22 protein-coding genes are annotated in these 25485 nt (G+C 65.2%); 12 read left to right on the plus strand and 10 right to left on the minus strand.

Annotated features, from left to right (window positions below):
* Nucleotides 1-36: 36 nt before the first annotated feature.
* Entirely contained in the window at nt 37-1395 is a 1359-nt protein-coding gene (locus ACFWUP_RS08250) for a class I SAM-dependent RNA methyltransferase (RefSeq protein WP_379232333.1), read from the plus strand.
* A 416-nt stretch (nt 1396-1811) separates the two neighbouring features.
* On the opposite strand, the gene ACFWUP_RS08255 is transcribed toward ACFWUP_RS08250, so the two are convergent.
* The gene (locus ACFWUP_RS08255; RefSeq protein WP_379232041.1) at nt 1812-2477 is read right to left on the minus strand and encodes an SIMPL domain-containing protein; all 666 of its coding nucleotides are present in this window, start codon (nt 2475-2477) and stop codon (nt 1812-1814) included.
* 365 nt (nt 2478-2842) lie between these two features.
* Here ACFWUP_RS08255 and ACFWUP_RS08260 point away from each other — a divergent pair, with 365 nt between their 5' ends.
* The 3 genes from ACFWUP_RS08260 (at nt 2843) to ACFWUP_RS08270 (ending at nt 7250) form a co-directional block, all read left to right on the plus strand.
* Complete coding sequence (locus ACFWUP_RS08260; RefSeq protein WP_379232042.1) at nt 2843-4141, plus strand: RNA-guided endonuclease InsQ/TnpB family protein; 1299 nt, start codon at nt 2843-2845, stop codon at nt 4139-4141.
* A 256-nt stretch (nt 4142-4397) separates the two neighbouring features.
* Nucleotides 4398-6296, plus strand: coding sequence for a 1-deoxy-D-xylulose-5-phosphate synthase (gene dxs / locus ACFWUP_RS08265; protein WP_379232044.1), 1899 nt, complete (start codon nt 4398-4400; stop codon nt 6294-6296).
* Between the two features lie 93 nt (nt 6297-6389).
* Nucleotides 6390-7250, plus strand: a complete 861-nt coding sequence (locus ACFWUP_RS08270; RefSeq protein ID WP_379232046.1) for a 3-hydroxyacyl-CoA dehydrogenase NAD-binding domain-containing protein — start codon at nt 6390-6392, stop codon at nt 7248-7250.
* A 5-nt stretch (nt 7251-7255) separates the two neighbouring features.
* On the opposite strand, the gene ACFWUP_RS08275 is transcribed toward ACFWUP_RS08270, so the two are convergent.
* The 6 genes from ACFWUP_RS08275 to ACFWUP_RS08300 all read right to left on the minus strand — a co-directional run bounded on the left by ACFWUP_RS08275 (nt 7256) and on the right by ACFWUP_RS08300 (nt 11757).
* Nucleotides 7256-8095 (minus strand): class I SAM-dependent methyltransferase, encoded by an 840-nt coding sequence (locus tag ACFWUP_RS08275; RefSeq protein WP_379232048.1) that lies wholly within the window; start codon nt 8093-8095, stop codon nt 7256-7258.
* 136 nt (nt 8096-8231) lie between these two features.
* Nucleotides 8232-8990 carry an ESX secretion-associated protein EspG gene (locus tag ACFWUP_RS08280; RefSeq protein ID WP_379232050.1) on the minus strand — a complete coding sequence of 253 codons (759 nt, stop codon included), beginning with the start codon at nt 8988-8990 and terminating at the stop codon, nt 8232-8234.
* 2 nt (nt 8991-8992) lie between these two features.
* Nucleotides 8993-10264, minus strand: coding sequence for a hypothetical protein (locus tag ACFWUP_RS08285; RefSeq protein ID WP_379232052.1), 1272 nt, complete (start codon nt 10262-10264; stop codon nt 8993-8995).
* 32 nt (nt 10265-10296) lie between these two features.
* Nucleotides 10297-10689: a hypothetical protein gene (locus tag ACFWUP_RS08290; RefSeq protein ID WP_379232053.1), complete on the minus strand. Its 393-nt coding sequence runs from the start codon at nt 10687-10689 to the stop codon at nt 10297-10299.
* 26 nt (nt 10690-10715) lie between these two features.
* The gene (locus ACFWUP_RS08295) at nt 10716-11273 is read right to left on the minus strand and encodes a DUF3558 domain-containing protein (RefSeq protein ID WP_379232055.1); all 558 of its coding nucleotides are present in this window, start codon (nt 11271-11273) and stop codon (nt 10716-10718) included.
* A gap of 181 nt (nt 11274-11454) precedes the next feature.
* The gene (locus tag ACFWUP_RS08300; protein WP_379232057.1) at nt 11455-11757 is read right to left on the minus strand and encodes a hypothetical protein; all 303 of its coding nucleotides are present in this window, start codon (nt 11755-11757) and stop codon (nt 11455-11457) included.
* A 687-nt stretch (nt 11758-12444) separates the two neighbouring features.
* On the opposite strand from ACFWUP_RS08300, the gene ACFWUP_RS08305 reads away from it, so the two are divergent.
* From ACFWUP_RS08305 to ACFWUP_RS08325, 5 genes are all read left to right on the plus strand, one after another.
* Nucleotides 12445-12774, plus strand: coding sequence for a type VII secretion target (locus ACFWUP_RS08305; RefSeq protein WP_379232059.1), 330 nt, complete (start codon nt 12445-12447; stop codon nt 12772-12774).
* Nucleotides 12771-17321 (plus strand): DUF6531 domain-containing protein, encoded by a 4551-nt coding sequence (locus ACFWUP_RS08310; RefSeq protein WP_379232061.1) that lies wholly within the window; start codon nt 12771-12773, stop codon nt 17319-17321. Before ACFWUP_RS08305 ends, ACFWUP_RS08310 begins: the two co-directional genes overlap by 4 nt.
* Nucleotides 17322-17329: 8 nt before the next feature.
* The gene (locus ACFWUP_RS08315) at nt 17330-18040 is read left to right on the plus strand and encodes a hypothetical protein (RefSeq protein WP_379232063.1); all 711 of its coding nucleotides are present in this window, start codon (nt 17330-17332) and stop codon (nt 18038-18040) included.
* A 139-nt stretch (nt 18041-18179) separates the two neighbouring features.
* The gene (locus ACFWUP_RS08320; protein ID WP_379232065.1) at nt 18180-18500 is read left to right on the plus strand and encodes an AbrB/MazE/SpoVT family DNA-binding domain-containing protein; all 321 of its coding nucleotides are present in this window, start codon (nt 18180-18182) and stop codon (nt 18498-18500) included.
* Nucleotides 18501-18562: 62 nt separating this feature from the next.
* Nucleotides 18563-18808, plus strand: a complete 246-nt coding sequence (locus tag ACFWUP_RS08325; protein ID WP_379232067.1) for a hypothetical protein — start codon at nt 18563-18565, stop codon at nt 18806-18808.
* 80 nt (nt 18809-18888) lie between these two features.
* Here ACFWUP_RS08325 and ACFWUP_RS08330 read toward each other — a convergent pair whose 3' ends face one another.
* Nucleotides 18889-20139 carry an HRDC domain-containing protein gene (locus tag ACFWUP_RS08330; protein WP_379232068.1) on the minus strand — a complete coding sequence of 417 codons (1251 nt, stop codon included), beginning with the start codon at nt 20137-20139 and terminating at the stop codon, nt 18889-18891.
* Nucleotides 20140-20161: 22 nt separating this feature from the next.
* Nucleotides 20162-20800 (minus strand): DUF3000 domain-containing protein, encoded by a 639-nt coding sequence (locus ACFWUP_RS08335; RefSeq protein WP_379232070.1) that lies wholly within the window; start codon nt 20798-20800, stop codon nt 20162-20164.
* A gap of 356 nt (nt 20801-21156) precedes the next feature.
* Between ACFWUP_RS08335 and hemE the strand changes: the two genes are divergently transcribed.
* Nucleotides 21157-22212, plus strand: a complete 1056-nt coding sequence (gene hemE, locus ACFWUP_RS08340) for a uroporphyrinogen decarboxylase (protein WP_379232072.1) — start codon at nt 21157-21159, stop codon at nt 22210-22212.
* A gap of 273 nt (nt 22213-22485) precedes the next feature.
* Nucleotides 22486-23844: a protoporphyrinogen oxidase gene (locus ACFWUP_RS08345; protein ID WP_379232074.1), complete on the plus strand. Its 1359-nt coding sequence runs from the start codon at nt 22486-22488 to the stop codon at nt 23842-23844.
* A gap of 111 nt (nt 23845-23955) precedes the next feature.
* Here ACFWUP_RS08345 and ACFWUP_RS08350 read toward each other — a convergent pair whose 3' ends face one another.
* The gene (locus tag ACFWUP_RS08350) at nt 23956-24378 is read right to left on the minus strand and encodes a MerR family transcriptional regulator (protein ID WP_379232076.1); all 423 of its coding nucleotides are present in this window, start codon (nt 24376-24378) and stop codon (nt 23956-23958) included.
* Between the two features lie 40 nt (nt 24379-24418).
* Here ACFWUP_RS08350 and ACFWUP_RS08355 point away from each other — a divergent pair, with 40 nt between their 5' ends.
* Complete coding sequence (locus ACFWUP_RS08355) at nt 24419-25390, plus strand: oxidoreductase (protein ID WP_379232077.1); 972 nt, start codon at nt 24419-24421, stop codon at nt 25388-25390.
* Nucleotides 25391-25485: the final 95 nt, after the last annotated feature.

Genomic DNA, 25485 nt, shown 5'->3' on the forward strand with positions numbered 1-25485 from the left:
GCGCCGCGCCGGTCGAGGGTGAGAGTGGGTGTGACCGTGAGTGATTGGAGCGGACAGGAATTCGAGGTGCGTCTCGGGGCGCCCGGACACGGTGGTTTCATCGTGGGGCGCCACGAGGGGCGGGTCGTGTTCGTGCGACACGGGCTACCCGGTGAGCTGGTGCGGGCCCGGGTGACCGAGGACCGTGGCGGGTCGTTCTGCCGGGCCGACGCGATCGAGATCATCGAGGCGTCCCCGGATCGGGTGCCTGCCACCTGCCCGGTGTCGGGGCCGGGCGGTGCGGGGTGCTGTGACTTCTCCTTCGCTACCCCCTCGGCGCAGCGCGCGCTCAAGGCCACAGTGGTCTCCGAGCAGTTGCGGCGGTTGGCCAAGATCGAGCCGGAGGTGACGGTCGAGCCGATCGCCGGGGATCCCGGTGACATCACCGGTGGTTGGCGTACGCGGGTGCGGTTGGTTGTCGATGCGCAGGGGCGCGCGGGTGTGCACCGCTACCGCAGCACCGAGGTGATCAACGATCTGCGCTGCCCGCAGCCTGTCGCGGGTGCGCTCGACGGTGTCGCGGATCGGCTGTGGACGCCGGGTGCCGACCTGGTTGTCGCGGTGGACGGCGACGGTGCGCGCCACATCGTCGAACTGGCGGAGACGGCTGCCGGGGGTCCGGCCGGTCGGCCCGAGACTCCGCGTGGTGCGGGTCGTGGTCGTGGGCAGCGTCCGGGACGTCGTCGTGAGTCGACGCCGCCGGTGGGCGACGAGCGTGGGGCGATTCGGGATCGGGCGGCTTCACGGAAGTCGGCCATGAACGCTCCGCGTGAGGAGTGTGTGGTCGAAGGCTCGGGCCGGGTTGTGGAGTATGTGGCGGGGCGTCGGTGGGAGTTGTCGGCGACGGGGTTCTGGCAGGCGCATCGTGGTGCGGCGCAATGTTATTCGGATCTGATCGCTGAGTGGTCGGGGCTGGCTCCCGGTGGGTCCGGCTGGGATCTCTATGCCGGGGTCGGGGTGTTCGCTTCTCGACTGGCCGAGCAGACGGGGCAGACCGGGGCGGTGACCGGGGTGGAGTCTTCTCGGTCGGCGGTTGCCGACGGGATGGCTGTGTTGGGGGATTTGCCGTGGTTGGTGATGCGGGCCGATCGTGTCGAGCGGTGGGCGCGGGGTGCTTCGGGGCGGCCGGATGTTGTTGTTCTCGACCCGCCGCGGGCTGGGGCGGGCAAGGATGTTGTCGCTGCGGTGACCGATGCGGATCCTCGTCGGATTGTGCACATCGGTTGTGATCCGGCGGCTTTCGCTCGGGATCTGGGGTTGTATCTGGACGCGGGGTATCACTTGGCGGAGTTGCGGGCGTTCGATGCGTTTCCGGGGACGCATCATGTTGAGTGTGTGGCGATGTTGGACCGGTGAGGTTGTGCGGCAGAGCTTCGGGGGTTTAGTAGTCCCAGAGGTTTGAGGCTGTGTTTATTGGAGCGCTGGCGCGCTCGAGTCGCGGCCCCGAGGGGCCGCCGGTTAGCCGCCGTTGCTGGCGGCTGCGCCGCTTCGCAACGGCGGCTAACCGGCGACCCGGCCGCGACCGGCCACTGCGTGGCCGCTGCTCCCTAGGGGTCGCAGGTGCGGGGTTGGGTCGTGCGGTCATGGCGGATCGGGGTGCACGATGTGGCTGGGAGTGCGGTCATGGCGGAACTGGGGAACGGTGTGGCTGATAGTGCGGTCATGGCGGAACTGGGGAACGGTGTGGCTGATAGTGCGGTGATAGCGGAACTGGGGAACGGTGTGGCTGATAGTGCGGTGATAGCGGATCTAGGGTGAACGGTGTCGGTGGGTTAGTTGAGGGCCCAGGTCACCTGGACGGTTGCGCCTACTTCGGTTTCGCCGGGGACCATGGGGACCGGCGAGCTGGCGCGGGCCATCAGCATGGGGGAGGAATCCATTTCGGCGCTGATGTCGTAGGCGCGGGAGGTGGGGGGAGTGGTGTCCTCGGTGATCTGTAGGACCGGGCCCAGGGTGACCCCGGCTCGGGTCGCGTACTGCTCGGCTTTCGCTTTCGCGTCGTCGAAGGCCGCGTCGCGGGCTTGTTCCAGCAGGGGAGCGGGGTCGGCGATGGCGCGGTTCAGCCCGCCCAGGCGCACATCGTCGCCGCCCGCGTTGACGGCGGCCGCGACGGTCTCGGCGGGATCGGTGCCTTCGCGCAGTGAGACGCTGAGCCCGGTGGATGCCACATACCCGGCGATCTCGGTGCGTCCGTTGTCGGTGTAGACCGTCTCGGTGCGCACACTCAACCCACTGGTCGCCATGTCCGGGTCACCCACACCGGCCGCTCGCAGCGCCGCGACAACCGCACTCACCCGATCGCCGGCCCGCCCATAAGCGGCCACGACGGTGTCGGCTCGCGATTCCACCGACAATGTCAACCGGATCAGGTCGGGGACCGCGCGCACCACTCCGCGTCCGAAGGTGGTCGTGCTCGCCTGCCAGGACTTCTTGCTCACCGCGGTACTCCTGTCGGTCGAAGGCTGCTGTGCTCCTCAACGTCTCGCATCAGGAACGAGTTCCGTGGCGCGGCTCAAAGCCCGCTGGGGTCCGCTGTATTCCTCTCGAGCCGTTTCCGCGAAGCCATGACTGTTCCCGAGTAACATCGGAGCTGTTTGCGCCGGGAGTCATCGCCTCGCTGGATCGGTTGAGTGATGTCGGCCCAGCGTTCCGATAGGCGATAGCCGTGCGGTATAACTAAACCTGAACCTGTTGCCTAGTGGTGGGATTCGACCGTCTGTTCAATCGCGTGTTCGCGGTGGAGAGGTGCGTGGCTGATGGAGCTCGAGACCCGACCTCGATCGACCGACGGTTTCGTAGAATCGTGTTGACCGGACGAAAGTACCGGCTCGCTTTCACCCCGGAACAGGCCGAGTTCGCTGGGAGTATTGCGGGGATCTGCCGTTCGGTGTGGAACACCGCGTTGGAGCAGCGTCGGGAGTATCGGCGGCGCGGTGCGTGGATCAACTACCACGAGCAGGCCGGTCAGCTCGTCGATGCGAAGACTGACCACAGATGGTTGAAGCTCGCACCATCGCATGCGTTGCAACAGACGCTGATGGACCTGGACCGGGCGTGTCGTGAGCATGGCACGTTTCGGGTCAAGTGGCGGTCCGTACGTCGATGGTCACCGTCGTTCCGGTTTCCCGCTGGCGATCAGATCACCGTGGAACGGCTGGGGAAGCGCTGGGGACGCTGCAAGCTGCCCAAGTTCGGGTGGGTTAGGTTCCGCTGGTCACGTCCCCTCGGTGGCGCGGTGCGCTCGGCGACGGTGTCGAGCGACGGGCACCACTGGTCTGTGTCGTTCGTGGTCGACGACGGCCGAATTACCCCTGGTCGGCATCCTTGTGCCACCGCAGTGGGAGTTGATCGTGGGGTGGTTGTCGCCCTCGCCTGCTCGGACGGCACGCTGCGCGACCGTCAGTTCCGTACCTCCGGAGAAGCGCGCCGGTATCGAGCGTTGCAGAAGCAGCTTTCCAGGCGCCATAAGGGCTCGGTGAACACCAAGAAGACGATCGCCGCGATGCGTCGGATCAAGCGTCGTGAACGCGACCGCCGATCCGATTTCGTGTCATGGACCGCGAATCGACTGACCACCCGGCATACCCTGGTTGCGCTCGAGCAGTTGAAGACCCGGAACATGACAGCGTCGGCGAAGGGAACCGTTGAACAACCGGGTTCGAATATCAGGCAGAAGGCCGGATTGAACCGCAGCATTTTGGACAAGGGCTGGTACAAGTTCGAGTCGGCGTTACACAATGCTGCGCGGTATACGGGTACAACGATCGTGAAAGTCTCTGCCGCCTACACGTCACAACGCTGTTCGGTGTGTCGCATGGTTGATCCGGAATCACGTGAGAGTCAAGCGGTATTTCGGTGCACTACCTGCGGGTTTACCGACAATGCGGACGTGAACGCGGCGAAGAATATTCTTGCCGACGGGCTGTCGGTGTCTGCCTGTGGAGACTTCGGGATTGCCCGGTCTGTGAAGCAGGAACTAGGTGGGAACCCGCGAGGCGTTACCACCCCGACCACCGTTGAGGTGAGTTGGAATCCAGAGGCTTCGGCCAGAGGAGGACGTCAACTCGTTGAACGGCTCGCGAGAGAAACGGCGTCACGGTAGGCGGCGGCTTCGCCGAGTCAGGAGGAGTTGCGCGGGGAGATTGTCCTCACAGCTGATCGGCTGGTGAGGTCCCCGGCCTGAAGCCCGCTGAACCCGAATTCAGCTCGCGCGGCCTGCTCAGCGGCATAGGCCGACATCGGGACCGCGACCGTAGACCTCGCATCGCACACTCTCGGAAGGGCCCGCGAGCCTGTGCCCGTCAGGCGGGCAAATACACTGGGCGGATCACACTGTAATCCGGAGGGAGCGAGTTCAGGTGGGAGTGCTGTCGCGGGTGGATTCACCCGAAGATCTGCGCCGGCTGAGCGTGCCGCAACTGCGCGAACTGGCGGACGAGATCCGCGAGTTCCTGGTGCGCAAGGTCGCCGCCTCCGGAGGCCATCTCGGCCCCAATCTCGGCGTGGTCGAGCTGACCATCGCTCTGCATCGGATCTTCGATTCGCCTGCCGATCCGTTGATCTTCGACACCGGCCACCAGGCCTACGTGCACAAGATCCTCACCGGCCGCAAGGACCGCTTCGACTCGTTGCGCTCGCGCGACGGTCTGTCGGGCTACCCGAGTCGCGCCGAGAGCGAACACGACTGGGTCGAGTCCTCGCACGCCTCCGCCGCGCTGTCCTACGTCGACGGCCTCGCCAAGGCGTTCGCGCTCACCGACCAGAACCGCACCCCGGTCGCGATCGTCGGCGACGGCGCGCTCACCGGCGGCATGTGCTGGGAGGCGCTCAACAACATCGCGGGCGCGCCCGATCGTCCGGTGGTGGTGGTGGTCAACGACAACGGCCGCTCCTATGCCCCCACGATCGGTGGTCTCGCCGACCGCCTCACCGCCCTGCGCACCCAGCCCGCCTACGAGCACGCCCTCGACGCCGGGAAACGCATCCTGAAAAGCATTCCCGCCGTGGGGGATTCGGCGTATTCGATGGTCCACGCGCTCAAAGCCGGGATCAAGGACGCGGTGAGCCCGCAGGAACTGTTCTCCGATCTGGGCATGAAATACGTGGGCCCGGTCGACGGCCACGACCTCGTCGCCCTCGAAGCGGCGATGCGGCGCGCCAAGGACTTCGGCGGTCCCGTCGTCGTGCACGTGGTCACCCGCAAGGGCAACGGCTACGAGCACGCCGAGAACCACGTCGCCGACCAGATGCACGCCTGCGACCCGATCGACCCCCTCACCGGCCGACCCCTCGCCGGCAAGAAGGCCAAGGGCTGGACCGCGGTGTTCTCCGAGGAGCTCATCGAACACGGCGCGCGCCGCGACGACATCGTCGCCATCACCGCCGCCATGCCCGGTCCGACAGGCTTGGCCGCGTTCGGTGAACGCTTTCCCGAGCGCATGTTCGACGTCGGCATCGCCGAACAGCACGGCATGGCCTCGGCCGCAGGCCTGGCGCTGGGAGGCATGCACCCGGTGATCGCCATCTACGCCACCTTCCTCAACCGCGCCTTCGACCAGCTCCTGATGGACGTGGCGCTGCTGAAGCAGCCCGTCACCGTCGTGCTCGACCGTGCGGGCGTCACCGGCCCCGACGGTGCCAGCCACAACGGCATGTGGGACTTCTCGCTGCTCGGCATCATCCCCGGCATCCGCGTCGCCGCCCCCCGCGACGGCGCCACCCTCCGTGAGGAACTCGCCGAAGCCCTCGCCGTCTCCGACGGTCCGACCGTGCTGCGTTTCCCGAAAGGCAGTGTCGCCGAAGACATCACGGCCGTGGAACGCCTCGACGGCCTCGACGTGCTCCGCCTGGCCGTCCCCGGCGCGGGCTCGGCGCAGTCCCAGCACGGCGACGTCCTGATCGTCGCCGTCGGCCCCTTCGCCGAGACCGCCATGAAGGTCGCCGAACTCCTGGAACCCCAAGGCATCTCGGTCACCGTCGTAGACCCGCGCTGGGTCATCCCGGTCTCCGACACTCTCGTCAAGCTCGCCGAGAACTACCGCCTCGTCGTCACCGTCGAAGACGGCGGCCTGCACGGCGGCATCGGCTCCACCGTCTCCGCGCGCCTGCGCGACGCGGGCCTCGACGTCCCCACCCGCGATCTCGGTGTGCCCCAACAGTTCCTGGACCACGCCTCCCGCAACGAAATCCTCGAAGACCTCGGCCTCACCCCCGACGCCATCGCCCAGCGGATCGGCGGCTGGCTCCAAGCACGCTGATCAGCGCCGCGTGTCGGGCCTCGCCTCGCCCGGTCGCCACGTACCCTCGCTGCCGAACGGTCTACTCGCGATTGTCGACTCGGAGGAGAGTTCATGGCGAAGGTGGCGATCGTCGGGGCCGGTGTGATCGGCCTCGGGTGGGCGAAGTTGTTCGCGCGGGGTGGTTGGGATGTGGCCCTGGCGGATCCACGCCCCGACCTCGACCAGATCGTGCACGACGAACTCGCCGGTCTTTCGGTCACCGCCTACCCCGAGGCCGGAGCGGCAGCCGACGGCGCCGACTACGTGCAGGAGGCAGGCCCCGAACGCCTCGAGTTCAAACACGAACTCTTCGCCGAACTCGCTGCCGCCACCGCCGACGGTGTCGTCCTCGCCTCTTCCTCGTCATCCTTGCTGCCCACCCAGATCGCCCAGGGTTGTTCCGCGGCGGACCGCATTCTGATCGGGCACCCGTTCAACCCCGCCGATCTCATGCCGCTGGTCGAGGTCGTGCCCGGCGAACAGACCTCCACCGCGGCGATGGACCGCGCGATGCAGGTCTACGGCGACCTGGGCAAAACCCCGATCCGATTGCAGCGCGAAATCCCCGGTTTCGTCGGCAACCGCCTCCAGAAGGTCTTCAACGACCAGTCGATCTACCTGGTACAACAGGGCATCATCGCCGCAAAAGACCTCGACGACCTGGTCAAAGCCTCGCTCGGCCTACGCTGGGCCACCGTCGGCCCCTTCGAAGGCATGAACCTCGGCGGCGGCCCCGCGGGAATCCGCCACCTGATGGAAAACGTGGGCTCCCAGATGACCTTCGAGATCGGCTCACCCGACAAGTCGAAGATGGGCATGATCGTCCAGGAAGTCGACAACGCCTACGGCAACGGCGAGCAGAACTACGAACAGGGCGTGACAGCCCGCGACGACAAAACCCGCAAAATCCTGCACGCCCTCGACGAGAACTGAACCCCTCAGTCGCGTGGCCGCCGGGCAACGACACCGAAATTCAACGGAATCCGCGGCTTCCCCTCCGGCAGCCTCCAACCCTGCTCGCAGGCAACAAGATCCGCGAACGCGGGCCAATCCATAAAGGGCAACTCCACCAGCGACTCGATCACCAGCCCCGCCCCGAGCAACGCCCCCACCACTTCACCCAGATCATGCCGCCACTCGTGATTCACGGTATGCGCAACCTGCCCCGCCGAATCCTCGGTATAACTCCCCGAATCCGAGTAAACCCGAGCACCCCCACCCCCGAGATAATCGTCATCGATCTCCCACGGCTCGAACCCCATCGCCCCCAGAATCGGATGGTCGTCCCGAATCAAGAACACCCCACCGGGCTCGAGCAGATCATGAATCGACCGCGCCCAAGCCGTGAGCTCCGGCAACCACACAATGGTCCCCGCACTGGTCACGATGGTGTCGAACCGCCGCCCGATCACCGCCGAGGCAAACCGCGCATCCCCTTCTACCCAGGTGATGTCACGCCCGTCAGCCTCAGCGATCCGCGCCGCATGCCGCAACGAATTCGGCGACAGATCAAGCCCGTGCACGTCGACCGCCCCCAACCGCGCCCACGACACGGTGTCGGTCCCGATATGACACTGCAGATGCAGCAACGACCGCCCGTCGATCCCCGATGCAGGAAGATGCGGCACCAGCACTGCGAGATCGTTGCGCACCACCGAGGAAACATCACCCGGATCGGCCAAGAAGGCATCAACGTCATACATCTGCGACCGAGCGTGCACATCGGCCCGATCATCCCAATTCGCCCGATTGGCAGCGATCGCTTCGGCTTCGAGCACGGCGGGAACCTTTCGACGGCGGCGTGATGACGAGAACAAACGCTAGCGTCGAGCACGCATCGGGTCGATTGACTATGTGCCGCCGGATAACACCATCGACCCCCGCCGCAGCTCGCGACAGGGGTCGATGAGTTGTCTATCGGTAGGCGGGTTCGTTGTCCTCGCGATAGATCGCCAGCGCCGATTTCATCAACCGCACCAACGCCCCTCGCACCTCACCCGAATCAGCCGGGCGCGCCTCGATAACAGCACCGCGCTCGGTGACCACGTAGCGCCCGTCCGGGAAGTCCATCACATGGAAGCCCTGCGCGGACTGCGGCCGGTTGTCGATCGCCGCTCCCGGATAGCCCGCCACATACACCAGCGTCGACCGCGTCCGCCCGAAGAAATCGTCCGCTTTCTGCTGCGGAGTGCGCCGGTCGGCCGCCCACGGATCGTAGGGCGCCTCCTCGTCGAGGTCGTTGCTGTTCATCGTGAACCCCTCCCCGCCTGCCGCCCCCGTCTTCGGCAGCCGGGCAAGGAGCTTGTCGGGCAGCTGTTCGATCTCGAACGTGCTCAGCCGGATGTCGCCACCGTCGTGGTCGACTGGCACCCGCTGCTGTTCCACCAGCACCGCCTGGTGCCCGCGCACCGCCGCGAACGACCGCAACTTCTCCCCGTCGCCGAACCCGGCCAGTTCGAAACGTGCCTCCGGGTCGAGCAGAATCCGCACCGCCGAATCCAGGGACTGGTCGTACATCGGCAGAATCCGCTGCGCCTCGGCCTGCCAGAGCCGGTCGTAGTCGTCGACGGTCACGGCATCGGAGTGCGTCTGCAGGGGATAGGGCAGCACATCGCGGTCCGCGGACCGCCACAGCACGGTGAACCCGAGCGCGCTGAATTGCCACTGAGCCATGGTCATTCTCCGATCACGGGCGGAACGGTCTTGGCGCGCTGATCCTCGCTGAGCCCGGTGAGTTCTTCACCGTTCTCGATGTTGATCAGATAGTCCTTCGTCCCGGACTCCTTTTCGTCGTCGCCCTTCCCGCGACCGCCACCGGCACCCATACCGCCCATGCCCGCCATCCCGCGCCCCGCGCCACCGGATCCCGCACCGCCGGCGGCAGCGCCGCCCTTGCCGGCCGCAGCGCCACCCGGCGTGCCGGGCACCGACGCTCCCGGAACGGCGGATCCTGGTGTGCCCCCGCCGGGCGACCCGGCACCGGGGGAGCCACCGGTTCCCATCGGTGTCGTTCCTGCCGGAGTGGTGCCCGCAGGAGAGGTCGGCGTGGTCGGCACGGCGGACTGCGGTGTCGTCGCGGCCGGCTCCGTGCTCGACGGGGTGGTGTCGTCACCGGTGTCGTCGTCGGACGGATCCTCCGTCGTCGGCGTCTCGGTGGTTGGCTGTTCGGTGGTGGGTTGCTGGGTGGTGGGCTGCTGCGTCGTGGGTTGCTGTGTGGTGGGTTTCGTGCCCGTGTTGCCGTCGTCACCCTTGTCTTCGCCAGGCTTGGCACCGGTTTCGAGGGGGTTGTACGGCTGCGGCACAAGGGGGACTTTGGTGTCCGCGATCTCGATCGCCGTGTAGTAGATTCCCCTGATCACCTCCGCCCCTTCGGATTTCGCGGTGTCGGCGTTATGGCTGTCCATCTTCCAGGTGGGCCCGGGGATGTAGCTCGCGATGCCGCTGATCGTGGACCCTTCGTGCGGCTTGACCCGATCCTTGGCGATCTGCATGGCCGACTCGACCACCTTCACCTTCTCGGCCATCATCTGCGCCGACGTCAGGAGATTGCTCGACTTGTCGACGTATTCCTTGATTCCGGCGCCGGCACTGGCTCCCGCGTCGCCGACCCACTTCTCGGCAATCGCGGCGGCGATCTTACTGTCGTAAGTCTTGAATCCTTCTTCGAGCTTGTTACGCAATGTCTCCCAGCGGGTGTGCAGCGAGTTGACATCGGCCATCGACATCGCGGAAACCCGCTCGTAGAGGTCGGACAAACCACTCGGTTCTTCGTAGGTATGAACCTTCGACCCTTGGTAGGCGCCATCGAATTCGGACTTCAAATCCTCCAGCCGTTTTCGTGCGATCTGCGCGTCCGGGCTCTCGTCCATCGAACGGATCGGCTTGCTGCCATTGGCGTATTCCCGCAGCATGAGGAAGGTGTTGACGCCCGGTACGGCGCCGCCCACGCCCTGAACGAGAGGATTGTCCAAGAACGACACTAGTTACCCCCGGGGATGTTGGCGCCCTGTGAGTTCAGTGCCTGCGCTTGGGCGATCTGCTGATCTTCGTACTTCTTCACCGAGATCTCGATGGTGTCGCGGATGAGCGTTAGTACCTCGATGTGCTCTTTGAACGCAGTGTCGAAGTCGCGTTCTCCGCCAACAGCTTTCATGCCGAGCATCTTCGCGAGCTCGTCGGCGGCTGTGAATCGTCCGAGGCCGGTCACTGTCGCGAGTGTCTGCAGGTCGGTCTTCAATCGCAAGAAGAGATCGATCTGCATATTGCTTGCATCACGGCAGCTCGTGGCTACCGAAGGATCGAGGTATAGACGGCCCGCTTTTGCCTCCTCGTTCAGATACTGCCAGCGGGACTTCTCGTTTTCCGAAGCCACGACGCCCCCTAGTTTTCTCGACTGTCTTATTTTGGAAAGAGTGGAACGATCGCTTCCGCGATCGGTTGAAGTCGTTCGCATGGCGGTACCAACTTCTCTTTGGTTCCGCCATTGAGCATGTCCAGCTGCGCCATTCCGGTGGCCGTAGGAAAGGCGATCGAGCAGTCCTCGTTCGCGTCGTAGTGGCTCTGTCTGAACTGCACACCGCTACGGCCTGCGATCACGACGTCCTTGAATTCAATATTGGTGGGTTTCGCACGTACTTCATCGACCGTGTGCACGGTTGAGTAGACGCCGATCCCGAAGCCCGAGGGGAAGTTCACATCATCCCAGCGACAAATCTTCCACCCAGGCTCTTCTACCCCGAGGACGCCGGACCGCTTCGACTTGACATCCAATCCCAAGCTGGTCAACGTCGAATCCGGGATCTGGGAACATGGATCCCACAACGCCGCGGTCGCAGCCGACAGATCCGTAGTCGTACTCGGCTGAGCATTCCCACTCTCAGTGGAAGAACACCCCCCCACCGCAAGCACCCCACACAACACCGTGGTCACCACCGCAGACCGTCGCCGCACGAGCATCCTCCATCTTCCCCGATCACCGAGCCACACCGTCCGGCCGAGCCCGCACCAACCCCACGGCAGCCCCAAATGCTCCCCGCACCCGGCCACCCCGTCGTCCCGCACAGCCTACGACACCACCCCACCCAATTCACCCCTCCACACCCACCTTACGAAACCTCCCCAGCCCCACCGTGTTCCGTCATACCTTCCATTGCCGAGCCGCAGCGGCCCACCGCTCGCGCGCCATCCGCTCGAGTGTCTCCTCGGCGCACTCCCGCGACTTCTCGCCCCTCACCCACGCAATGATCACGTGCAGCTCGACGATCGGCACCCCGAACGCGAGCCGCAGCACCGTTGCAAGAGTGAAGCCGCCCTCCCGCAGCTCGGGATAGATCTCCATCAACCAGTCGACAACATCCATCACAGACCCGCCCCGCGCCCCCCGATCGATCGTTCCCATGACGACGTCGTAGAGAGGATGCGTCTCATCGATCATGGACACGGGTGCTCCTCAGATACCGCTCAGCCTTCCGATACCCGACCTCGGCCATCACCTGAATGTCCGCGAGCCGTTCGAGCCGGATCAACTCCGCCAGCCGCATCGACCTCGCACGGTGACAAAGCTCAGGATCGCTCTCCATCACATCGAGCTCAGCGAGCCCAGCCTCGTCATCACCCCGCCGAAAGTACATCCGCGCCAACAACGATCGAGCCTCGGGAAACTCGACCGTTTCGGCACGCAACCGATCGATGTCATCAGTCCGAGCCAGATACTCCAGAAGCGTCGCGAACGCACGCCCGTCGCCCTCCTACGCCAACTGCCGCATATCTCCGACCCGATCCCCGTAATACGACCACCCCACCCACAACTCACCAGCCTCCACCCCCTCACTGCGATCCACCACGGCCACCGACCTCCTCTGCTCGTGAAGGCGCCCGCCCCACAGCCACGATTGCCGCCAGGATGGCACTCCCTCGCACCCTTAGACGCACCGAAGCCCGCTCCGGTTCCATCGATTTCACCACCAACCCCAACCCATCCTGATCCGCTACGCTCGGCCCTTGGCACTGCGTGCCGCAGGTCGCAACCACCGGTTCCGACCTGGTCGATCGGGATCGAACACCGCAGGTCGAGGGCAGGGAGTGCCCGGCGACCCGGGGTGGCTTCAAGCACGAGGGGGACGTCACCATGACCAGCGCAGGCGGGGAACTCAACATCTCCCCGGACACAATCAAATCCCACGCCACGAACGTCTCGTCGGCAGGTTCAGGCCTGACCGAAGCCCTCCAAGCAGCCCAAGCCGTCTCCGCCCCGTCCGACGCGTTCGGTAAACTCTGTGCTTTCCTGGGCCCGTTGTTCGTGGATGCGGTCGAGACCGACGGTATCGACGCGATCCAAGCGGCGATCGACGCCTTCGGTGATACCAGCTCGAACCTGACCGCTGTCGCTGATGCGTTCACTACCCGCGACGCCACGAATGCCGCCGCGCTCAAGACCCAAGAATCGGGTCTGTCGTGACCAACCCGTTGATCGCGGCCAAGGAAGACACTACCGACTGGTCCACCGGGATCAGCCTGGTCAGCTCCGTCACCGACCTCTCCGACGCGATCTCCGGTGGTTCCTGGATCGAAGTCGGTCTCGGTGTCGTCGGTTTGGCCGCCGAAGCCGTCTCCCTCGTTGTCGATCCCCTCGGCACTTTGGCCGGTTACGGGGTCGGCTGGTTGATCGAGCACTGCCAACCATTGCAAGACGCCCTGGACTGGATCGCTGGTGATCCCGCCCAGATCGAGGCTTATGCCAAGACCTGGGACAACGTCGCCACCCGCATCAGCGAAGTAGCGACCGCCCAGAACAAAGCCGTGACCACCGACGTGACGGACTGGACCGGCCTCACCGCCACCGCCTACAAAAACGCAGCCTCGAACACCACCAACTTGCTCACCGCGGCCAACACCGCCGCGACTGCTGCGGCGTCAGCGATCCGGATGGCGGGTGGGATCGTGGCCGCGGTCCGCGAAACCGTGCGCGACCTCGTCGCTCAAACCGTGGGTCGTCTCGCGGTCTGGGCGGCGGAGTTGGTGTTCTCGGTCGGTTTGGCGACGCCTTTGGTCGCGGTCCAAGCCACGTCGTATATCGCGAAAACTGTTTCGACGATCTCGAAGCTGTTTTCCAAGCTCGCTAAAACGATGGACAAGCTGAAACCGTTGTTGAAGCAGTTGAAGTCGGCGTTCGGTGATATCGCGAAAGCGTTCAAGAAGACCCCGTCCAAGACGTCGAAGAACGCTGACACCACCAGCCCGGCGGCTGCGAAGAACACTGATCCCTCGACGACCCCGTCGAGCACCAAACCGTCGGACACGCCGACGAATCCGGCTAGCACACCCGAGACACCGTCGAAAACCCCCGAGAGCCCCGATACCTCGGGGACCACGAAACCGGCGAGTACCCCCGAGACCGGCAAGCTTCCCGATCAGTCCGGGTCACAGAAACCCGAAGTCAACAAGACCGCGAAGCAAACCATCGACTGCGGTGACCCCGTCGACGTCGCGACCGGTGAGTTCCTGCTACCCGAAACCGATGTCGAACTCCCTGGCGTGTTGGCGTTGGTGTTGACTCGCCGGCATCGTTCGTCGTATCGGTTCGGTGGTTGGTTCGGCCCGTCGTGGGCTGCGACTTTGGATATGCGTGTCGAGATCGACCAGGTCGGGGTCCGGTTCGTCGGCCCTGATGGTGAGGTGTGGCAATTCCCCCACACCGCCCCCGACGTCCCGGTCCGGCCAGTGCACCACGGTATCCGCGCGATGATGACCCGCACCGAAACAGGTGCCTACTCGGTCCACGACCCCACCCGCGAACTCACCTGGTGTTTCCGGCCCAATACCACCTCGACCGCGACGGACACTGCGACCGGCAACTACCCGATCGCTGAGATCGTCGACCGCCACCACAACCGAATCACCTTCCACTACACCGACACCGGCCACCCCGTCGAAGTCACCCACTCCGGCGGTTACCGCGTCCGTGTCGAGACCACCGACGACCGCGTCACCGGCCTGACCGTCCTCGGCACCACCCCCGCCAGCGACACAGTCGAAACACCGGTTCGCGAATTCGGTTACACCGCAGGCAATCTCACTTCGGTGACCAACGGCGTCGGCGCCACCACCCACTTCCGGTACGACAACGACGCGCGAATGCTGTCGTGGCGTGATTCCCGCGGCACCGAAATGCACAACACCTACGACCGGACCGGTCGGGTGATCAAACAGGTCGGCACCGACAACATCCTCTCCGCCACCTTCACCTACGAACAACTCCCCGAATTTCGGCGCACCCGCACCCATCACACCAACTCCCTCGGCGCTACCCAAGTTTTCGAGTTCGACGAAGACCTGTGCCTGCGCAACCTGATCGACCCCCGCGGGGCGACCTCGATCACCGACTACAACGAATACCGCCAACCGATCCGCCACATCGACGCTCACACCAACACCACCGTCTACCTCTACAACGCTGATGGTGACCTGGTCCTGGTCCGCCGCCCCGACCAACAAGCCATCACCATCACCTACGCCGCGCCCGGTCGCCCGGCTACGGTCACCGATGTCGACGGGACCACTGTCATCCGTACCTACGACGAACACGGCAACCTCACCAGCGTTACCGACGCAGACGGCATTTCCACCACCTACACACACCATTCATGCGGCGCACCCGCCTCGATCACCGTCTCAACCGGGGCGACCACTCACGTCGACGTCGACGCCGCCGGGCTACCGATTAGAGCCACCGAGCCCAGCAACGCAGTCACGGTCGTCGAGCGCGACCACTTCGGCCGCCTCATCGTGGTCACCGACTCCCTCGGCAACAGCAGCACCTATTCGTATTCGGCGGAGGGGCAGACGCTTTCCCACACCGATCCCGACGGTGCCACCCAGTCATGGACCTATGACGGTGAGGGTAACTTGCTCACTCACACCAACGAGATAGACGCCATCACCCGCTACACCTACGGCGCGTTCGACGTGGTCAGCACCCGCGAATTCGCCGACGGCACCGTCACCTCCTACACCCACGACACCGAACGCCGCCTCACCTCGGTCACCAACCCCCTCGGCGACACCTGGACCTACGAATACGATCTCTCTGGCAACGTCTGCACCGAAAACGATTTCAACGGCTCGGTCATCACCACCGAATACGACCTGCTCAACCGCCCGACTACCGTCACGACGCCGACCGGTGTGCAGCGCCGCCACAGCTACGACATCCTCGGGCGCTTCACTGGAATCAGCACCGACACCGGCGAATGGATCAGCCGCACCTACACCCCGACCGGTCAGCTCATGAGCGCACAAAATGGATTGCACGACACCATGATCCATTCGCTCACCTTCGAGCACACCCCCGCCGGGCGCCTACTGGCACAGCACGTCGACGAACGCCCCAGCACTTACGCCTCCAACAGTCACGGTCTCCGAACCGGCTACCGCACACCCAGCGGTGCCTACGTCCACTACGAACACACTCCGACCGGCCGGATCGCCGCCCTCACTACCAACGGCCACCGATTCGCCTTCACCCACGATGCACTCGGCCGCCAAAATAGCTGGCACAGCGCAGGAATCGGCCAACACAACGCCTACACCCCCAACGGCTACACCCTTAGCCGCGAACTCGTCCAGCTCGACCCCCGCACCAGCGCCCCCGCTCGCCTCCTCGAACGTGACGAATACGCCTGGCGCGCAGACGGTTACATCACCAGCCACACCATAAGAACGCACACCGGCCACTACCGCCGCGACTACGCACTCGACGTCCTCGGCCGCGTCACCCACATCACCGTCCCCGGTGCCGGTCTCACCGAGCAGTACACCTACGACGCTCTCTCGAACCTCACCACAGTCGACTTACCCACCTCGCCGGACCCTGGCCCCACACCCGTATACGGTCCCGATCCCCACCCGTCGCCGCTCGATTCGCGTTTCGAATACCGCAACAACCTACTGATCCGCGCCGGCCGAACCCGCTACCACTACGACAACGCTGGCCGCCTGATCCGCAAGGAAAAAACCCGCCTCTCGCGCAAACCCGCCATCTGGCGCTACCGCTACAACGCCTTCGACCAACTCACCGAGGTAGCCACCCCCGACAATGGTGGGACCTGGACCTACACCTACGACCCCTTCGGCCGCCGCACAACCAAACACCACCACACCACCAACACCCACACGGCCTTCACCTGGGACGGCCCCCACCTCACCGAACAAACCACCACCACCCCAACCAACACCAGCACCCACACCTGGACCAACCACCCCGCCACCCACGTCCCCCTCACACAGTCCGTCGACAACCAGTTCTGGGCAATAGTCACCAACCTCCAAGGCGCCCCCACTCACCTCGCCGACCCGTCCACCGGCGAGATCATCTCGTCAGCGAATGCCACCCTGTGGGGCAGCACAGCCTGGACCGGCCCCGGGACCCTACACCGCTTCCAAGGTCAACAACACGACCCCGAAACCGGCCTCCACTACAATCACCACCGCTACTACGACCCCGAAACGGGCCGCTACCTCACCCAGGACCCGTTGGGTTTGGCCCCTGCGCCGAATCCTGGCACCTACCCGAATAATCCGACGGCATGGATCGACGTCAGTGGGTTGGCGTGCAAGAAGATTGACAACCGGACATTCGATAGTCGCCAGGCTGCCCTCGATGCAGCATATGACCGAGCAGGCATTCCGCGTGGTCAACAACCTGATCTTTCATGGGAGGTCGGTGGTGATGTCATGCGGAGGCGCGATGAAGGGTACCGGTATGATCCCGCTAACCCTGGAGCATGGGGAAATTACATGCAGTTCGAGACCCCGGCGGGTTCACGGGTAATTGCGGAGCATACTGCCGATCCGGAGGCCCCGATGCCGCACTTCCATGCAGGAGGACCGTCTCCAAACGCAGTTGAACAGCAAGGTGTTGACTTTGGCTGGGGTGGCAATAGGGACTTCGACAGGTACAAGCAAATTGATGGAAAACATCACTACTACTATCCTGCTGGAAGTTAGGGGTAAGAATGGCTGCGGAGGTGCGTAAAATTCTCCATGGAGCCGGACTTGAGTTGCTAGAGGGGCTACCGAAGGACTCGATCAACCTTCCTGATCCGCGCGATGCATGGGTCGAAATGAATCTCGGGAGTCAAGTTCCTGATTTCGTCGTAGATGACGATTTGGACGGCTTTCTGAATGTCGTTGACGAGCGGTGGTACGAATGTGCAACATCTGCGGGCGTGATCGACACGTGCGGCAGATTCTTATTGTGTTTAACGGGGTGGAACCACTGGAGGTGGGTGGGATTAATAGCAAAACCGCGTATTGCGCATATAGCTGGCGAGCACATTGGAGAGCCGGAATTCGTTACAATCAGTCCATCAGGTATGCCTTTTGTCGGCGTGACTACCGAGGAGGACGGAATATGGATCGTCTCGGCAAATTCCCTCGAACCGCGGGCGGCTTTGAGAGACGCGCAGAAGGCTCGCACAATTGAGCTCGTTCGCGACATGAATAGCCAAGGTTCGGGATTCGTAGAAATGGTTCACATCTTACAATCTAGCGGCCTGAAGGAGGGCAAATTTCCAATTGCACTACTCGGGCTGATGCACAATGCCTTCGGCATACCCCTTGAAACTGCCCGAACCTTCATCGGGTTGAACTTTGGCGCACATCTTGAACCCGTAAGAACGGTTGAAGAAATTGACAATTCTTGGCGGAAACTCTTAACGGGCTAAATGCTACGGAGTGAGACCCAGGAATAGTGGGACGAGGGGCGGCAGAACTGACATCCCGTCGGTCGGAGCCCCTCGAGCTGCTCGAGGTCGATACAGCTTTGCTGCTTGACGGCTTTGCTGCATGAGGTCACACTTGAGTATGGCCAATTTTCGCGGGTACGCCGCCATCCAGGGACGTGGCACGGTCGCGCTACCTGCTGAGTTGCGCAAGAAGTATCGGCTGGACGAGCCGGGAGCGCAGCTGGAGGTCACTGAGCGAGACGATGGGGTCATCGAGCTGCGCCCGACCTTGCCGGTGCCGGTTGATGAGATCTGGTTCTGGAACGAGGGGCATCAGGCGGCCGAGAGGGAGGCTGAGGCTGACGTCGAAGCGGGTCGGCACAGCACGTTCGATGACGCCGAGTCATTCCTTGCCCACCTCGATACCTTGGCGTCCGGGCCTGTCGAGGTTCAAGAATGAAGTATCGGACGCTCGCGTCGTTCGATCGAGATTTCCACCGTATGCCCCCTGAACAACAGCGAATGTTTCAGCAGGCCTTGCGGTTACATTTCCTACCGGCACTCGACGCTGGTGCGTTCGCCGGTTCGCCACCCTGGCCGAAACGGCTGCGCATTCACAAGCTCAGCAACACCGATGTGTATTCGTTGACCTGGAACTTCGCCTCGCCGGATGGTCGGGCGACCTTCCACCTGGAGAAGACGGACAAGAGCGAGCCCATTCTGGTGTGGCGGCGGATCGGCGACCACGGAATCTATGACAGGCCCTGACGGTGCATCTGTCGAACTCGGTCGACAGCAGGGACGAAGAACTCCTCCGCGCGATCTTGGCGGAGGTGAACTTGCTGTAGTCAGGTGGTCGCGGGTGTCAATGCCTTGGTCAGCGCCGGGACCGCAAGGGCGCGTTGCCAGTTGCGGGCCCCGCCGGCGAGGAGGAAGGCTTCGATCCTCGCCGACAACTCTTCGGGAGTACCAACATTCTTGTAGTCGGGCAGCCCATCCCAGCACAGCCGGCGGACCAGGTCGGGGGACAGCAGGTTCTCTACCGGGATGGAATGTTCGGTGGAGAGTTCGCCCATCGCCCCACGGGCAGTGGTGAGGCGGGCGGCGGCGACGGGGTCGCGGCGTTCCCAGCGGTTGACCGGGGGTGGGCCGTCGAAGGGGAGGGTGAGTGGGGGGAGTTGTTTGTCGGGGAGGGTGCGGCCTCGTTCGACGGCGGCGAGCCAGTCGCGGGAGTAGCGGCGTTGGCGGGGGCCGCCGAAGACGGGGAGGGTGCGCAGTTGGGCGATCGAGCGGGGTTCGCTGGTGGCGGCGGTGACGATGGCCGAGTCGGGCAGGATGCGGGAGGGGGCGACGTCGCGGGCGCGGGCGAGTTCGTCGCGGGTGGTCCACAGTTCGCGCACGATCGCGAGTTGGCGGGTGCGGCGCAGGGTGTGGATGCCGGAGGTGCGGCGCCAGCGGTCGGCCTTGGGGGCGGGCGGGTCCATGGTGCGGACGTGTTCGAATTCCTCTGCGGCCCAGTCGAGTTTGCCCTGGGTACTGAGATCGGCGGCGACGGTGTCGCGTAGTTCGAGGAGTAGTTCGACGTCGAGGGCGGCGTAGTTGAGCCATTCGTCGGGCAGCGGGCGGCTCGACCAGTCGGCGGCGCCGTGGCCCTTGCGTAAGGAGCGGCCGAGGAGGTTTTCGACCATCGCGGCCAGGCCGACGCGTTCGTAGCCGGCGATGCGGCCGCCGAGTTCGGTGTCGAACAGGCGGGCGGGGCGCAAACCCAGTTCGGCCAGGCCGGGCAGGTCCTGGTCGGCGGAATGCAGCACCCACTCGAGGTCGTTGATCGCCTCGGCCAGGGGAGTCAGCGCGTCGGTGACGGGAATCGGGTCGATGAGGAACGAGCCCGCGCCCTCGCGGCGGAGCTGGATCAGGTACGCCCGCGCCGAATAGCGGAAACCGGACGCGCGTTCGGCATCGACAGCAAGCGGGCCGGTACCGGCGGCGATCGTTTTGGCGGCCGCGGCGACCTCGTCGGCGGTCGCCAGCACGGGTGGAACCCCCTCGGCAGGGGCGAGCAGGGGCTCTGCTGCGGTGGGTTCCTCGGCGACCGACATAAACGTGAACTCTACGTGGCGATCAAGGGTGATCGGTGCGGGTATAGGACTCCGGTCGTAAATGGGTCACCCCGGCGGGCGGCAACCCGGCGGCAAAGGCCAGCACTTCGCAGAACGCTTCGACGTGTCGTCGCATCTCGGTGCTCGTCGCCGTCCACGACGCGCGCAGTTCGAGCTGATGGGCGCGCGGGGGGCCCGCGATATCGCCGTAGCGGACCGAGCTGGTCGCGGTGACTGTGCCGCCGAGGGCGGTGAACGGTTCGCCACGCGATTCCAGTGAGTCGACCAGCCAACTCCACGCGACCTCGGGTAACAGCGGGTCGGCGGCGAGCGCGGCGTCGATATCGGCCTGGATGTAGGCGACGAGCCGGAACACACCGTTCCACGCCTCGTCGCCGTCGGGGTCGTGTAGCAGGATCAGCCTGCCGAACGCGTCGCCCTCGGAGTCGATCGGCACCACGGCGCTGTCGGGGTGGATGACCTCCGCTCCGAGCGCATAGGAGAACGGCGCCAACCGTTGCGGGGGACGGATAGGCGCCAACTCGATTCGTGGGTGCACTGTTGCGGTGCCCATCGCATCGACCGCCGCCCGAAAAGAAGCAGGCTCGCGGGGTGTTCCCCCGGTCGGTGCGGCGCCGTCGCGGATGTCGAGCGGTGTCACGAGGGGCAACGGTAGACGGTGGGTGCCAGCCGCCGTCGGAGGCGCGCCGCCTGTGCGCGTTGCGTGCGGGTCGCGTTGCGCAGGGCGCATTCTGGGAGTCTCGGTGATGCGCGATATGCGACGAAAGGTGACCCGGGGGACGTCGAGATGCCCTTCGCGGCGATACGTGCTGACCGAGGCGGAATCGGACTGCTCGCGGCCGGATCGACCCGGCGCCGCCGCGAGCACCACCCGACGGCCGCTTGTGTGTTCGCGAGCCGTGATTTCGCGGGTCGTGATCTCACCGAACGTGTTGTTGGTCCTACACCCGCCAGGGGATGCGGTTCATCCGGACGCGACGCTTAGGATGATCAGCGATGAGCACTTACACCCGCCGCCGGTTGACCGATGCACCTTTCCTGGCCGCCGCCACCGGCGCGACGCCGAGTAGGCGCCCGGTGTGGTTCATGCGTCAGGCCGGCCGATCGCTGCCGGAGTACCGGGAACTGCGCAAGGGCATCGGCATGCTCGAGTCGTGCTTCGACCCGGAACTGGTGTGTGAGATCACCATGCAGCCGATCCGCCGTCACGGTGTCGACGCGGCAATCCTGTTCTCCGACATCGTCGTTCCGCTCAAAGCCGCGGGCATCGACCTCGACATCGTGCCCGGCGTCGGCCCGGTCATCGCCTCGCCGATTCGCACCGAAGCCGATGTGCGCGCGCTGCCGCGGCTGCGTCCCGAAGAAGTAGGCGCGGTCACCGAAGGCGTGCGACTGCTCACCGACGCGCTCGGCGACACCCCGCTGATCGGTTTCGCGGGTGCCCCGTTCACCCTGGCCTCCTACCTAGTGGAAGGTGGGCCGAGCAAGCAGCACGAGCGCACCAAGGCGATGATGCACGCCGACCCGAAGACCTGGCACGCCCTGCTCGGCGCCCTCACCGACATCACTATCGCCTTCCTGCAGGCCCAGCTGTCGGCCGGGGTCGACGCGGTGCAGCTGTTCGACTCCTGGGCGGGCGCGCTCTCGCTGGCCGACTACCGCGAGTACGTGCTGCCGCATTCGGAGCGGGTGTTCGCCGAGGTCGCCTCGGCCGGGGTGCCGCGCATCCACTTCGGCGTCGGCACGGGCGAACTGCTCGGCGCGATGGGCAAGGCAGGCGCCGACGTGGTCGGCGTGGACTGGCGGGTGCCGCTCACTGACGCGGTGCGGCGGGTCGGTGCCGGAAAAGGCTTGCAGGGCAACCTCGATCCCGCGATCCTGTTCGCCGGTTTCGACGCGGTCGAGGCAGAGACGCGCCGGATCGTGCGCGAAGCCGACGAGGCGATCACTCTCGGCGCGACCGGTCACATCTTCAACCTGGGTCACGGGGTCCTGCCCGATACCGATCCCGGCGTGCTGACCGCGCTGGTCGAACTGGTGCACTCGCTGTAGTCACCGGCGTAATCACGCAATCGGCGGCTTTCAATCAGAATTCTGATTTTTGCGAGCCGTTTTGCGTGATTACGCCAGTCCGTCGATCGGCTCTCGCCCAGCGCAGGCCCTCGCCTGCGGGTCGACCGGCGTAATCGACCGATCGGCCTCCTCGAAATCAGTTTTCTGACTGGATCGAGTCGTTGTGGACGATTAGGCCGGGACGGTGATCCAGCTGACACCGGCCAGGGGTGGGTGCCACCGGTCGGCGGGGCGCGCGATTACGGTCGAGACATGCGGATCGCGGTTATCGGTGGCGGAATCAGCGGGCTCGTCGCGGCGTATCGGTTGCGGCAGCAGCTGGGGGAGAGCGTCGATATCGTCGTGCTCGAGCAGAGCGGGCGCCTCGGCGGGGTGCTGCACACCGGTGAATTGGCCGGGGAGCCAGTGGATCTCGGTGCCGAGGCGTTCGTAGGGCGCAGGCCCGAGGTGCTCGAGTTGATGAGTGAGCTCGGACTGGACGACCAGTTGGTGCGGCCCGCCGGAAAGCGCCCGTTGATCTGGGCGCAAGGAGCGGCGCATCCGCTGCCTGGGCGCACTCTGATGGGCATTCCGTCCGATGCCGAGTCGCTGCGCGGGCTCGTCGACGATGCGACTCTGGACCGGGTCGCGGCCGAGGCGGACCGCCCCTTGCACTGGGAACTAGGCTCCGACATCGACGTGCAGACCTTGGTGGCTGACCGCTTCGGCAGCCAGGTCGTCGAGCGCAGCGTCGACCCGCTGCTGGGCGGGGTGTACGCGGGGACCAGCGCGTCCATCGGCGTCCGTGCCGCGCTGCCGACCCTCGCCGCGGCCCTGGACGGCGGGGCGTCGAGCCTGACCGAGGCCGTCCGCGCGGCAATGCCTGCCCCCAGCTCCGCCCCGGTATTCGGTGGTTTACGCGATGGCTACGGCGCGCTCCTGGCCGCACTGACCGACGCTTCGGCAGCCCGGTTCGTCACCATCACGGCCGCGACGCGCATAGCCCGCGCACCCCGCGGCTGGGTGGTCGACCCGCTCGGCGCCGTCGACGCCGTCGTCATCGCGACGCCCGCACCCGTCACCGCCCGTCTCCTGCACTACGTGGCACCCGAAGCGGCCGAAGCAGCCGCCGGAATCGAACTGTCCTCGTCGGCGCTCGTCGCCATGTCACTCCCGCGCGACACCGCCCTCCCGGACAACTCCGGCATCCTCGTCGCCACCGGAGAACCCTTGCGCGCCAAGGCCTTCACCTTGTCCAGCCGCAAATGGCCCCACCTGGCCGAACGCGACGTCGCCCTGGTCCGAGCCTCCTTCGGCCGCCTGGGTGACGAGAAGCCGCTCGCCTGGTCCGACGAAGATCTCATCGCCGCCGCAGTCGCCGACCTCACCACCGTCACCGGCATCCCGATCACCCCCCTCGAAGCCGTGGTTCAACGCTGGCCCGGCGGTCTCCCCCAATACGCCCCCGGCCACACGACCCGGATCACCACCCTCGAATCCGCCCTCGCCCCCCTCGACGGCCTAGCAGTAGCAGGCGCCTACCTCCACGGCGTAGGCGTCCCCGCCTGCGTCGCCTCGGGCACCGCGGCGGCCGACCGCATCGCTACCTCGCTGGCCTCTCGCATCGACTGACGACCTCGTTGTGACGCGAGGCTGCCTGTTCCTCGACGATCGGATGGCGAACGCGGGAACAGCCAAGACTCGAGCTGCACCGAACCGGAGTGCCACCGCACGGATCGATCGTCAGGCAGACGGCGTGGGGGACCAGACTCCTGCCGCGGTTCCGTCGTCGACATGCTTGCGGTAGGCGAGGACCTTGTTGCGGATCACTTCGAGATCGGCAGTCAGGTCGGCCAGTCTGTCGCGAACGGCCTGCTCGTGAGCCTCGAGCAGGGCAAGTCTTTCACGCTCGTTTCCTGGGCCCGAGCGAACGAGCCGTGCGAAGGTCCGCAAGGTCGCGATGGGCATCCCGGACTCGCGTAGGCGATTGCAGAGTAGGAGCCAATCGACATCGGCCTGTGCGTAGACGCGCTGTCCACCGGAGGACCGTGGAATCGGGCGCAACATCAGTTCTTCGCGTTCGAAGTATCGCAGGGCGTGCACCCCGAGGCCGGTGGCCCGCCCTACGTCACCGATGGACAGACCGTTCACCATGGACGCCCTCACCGCTTGACCTAGATCGCACTCTAGATTTTAGCGTTACCACATGGCGATCACACAGCAGCACAGAATCGGTAGCGGGTTCGGCCCGCGCAGCACGGCCGGCGAGGTTGTCGACGGCGTCGATCTGGCGGGGAAGACAGTCCTCGTCACCGGTGGCTACTCGGGTCTCGGTAAGGAGGCCACCGTGGCGTTGGCGCGCGCCGGGGCACACGTCGTCGTGCCCGCTCGACGGGTCGAGGCGGCCCGGAAAGCGCTGTGCGACATCGAGAGTGTGGAGGTGGACGAACTCGACCTCGCCGATCTCGGCAGTGTTCGGACTTTCAGTGAACGATTTCTCGACACCGGCCGGACCGTCGACATCATCATCGCGAACGCCGGTGTCATGGCCTACCCGCGCAGGCAGGTCGGGCCGGGTTGGGAAGCGCACTTCGCGATCAATCATCTCGGGCACTTTGCACTGGTCAACCGGTTGCGGCCCGCGCTGGCTCCGAATGGGGCTCGGGTGGTCATGGTGGCGTCATCGGCGCACTTTCTGTCCGATATCCGCTGGAGCGACCTACATTTCAGTCGCGGCTACGACATCTGGCAGGCGTACGGCCAGTCCAAAACCGCCAACGCATTGTTCGCCACACACCTCGACGCGATCGGAGCGGCGTCGGGGGTACGTGCCTACGCCGTGCATCCGGGGAGCATTCTCACGCCGCTGCAACGCAATATCGCCCATGCGGAACAGGTGGCGCAGGGTTGGATCGGTAGTGACGGTCGCCAGGCGGACGGCTTCAAGACCCCGGCGGAGGGGGCCGCGACCGCAGTCTGGGCGGCAACCGCCGCGTCGCTCGCCGAATTCGGCGGTGTCTATTGCCAGGATTGCGATGTCGCGGAACTCGCCACCGACGACGACATGCTCGTCGGCGGGGTCAAGGCGTGGGCCGTCGAACCCGCTTCAGCTGAGCGTCTTTGGGCGCTGTCGAGTGAGCTCACCGGTCTGGACGACTTCACAGACCACGCACACTGACCAGCGGCGTGTCGCGGAGGCTCGGCGATAGCTATGTTGCATGATCGCGCGCTGTGACTATTGCTGATGAGCAGCGCAGCGTGCGGACCTTGGTT

This window comes from Nocardia sp. NPDC058658, from assembly GCF_042716665.1.
Taxonomy (GTDB): domain Bacteria; phylum Actinomycetota; class Actinomycetes; order Mycobacteriales; family Mycobacteriaceae; genus Nocardia.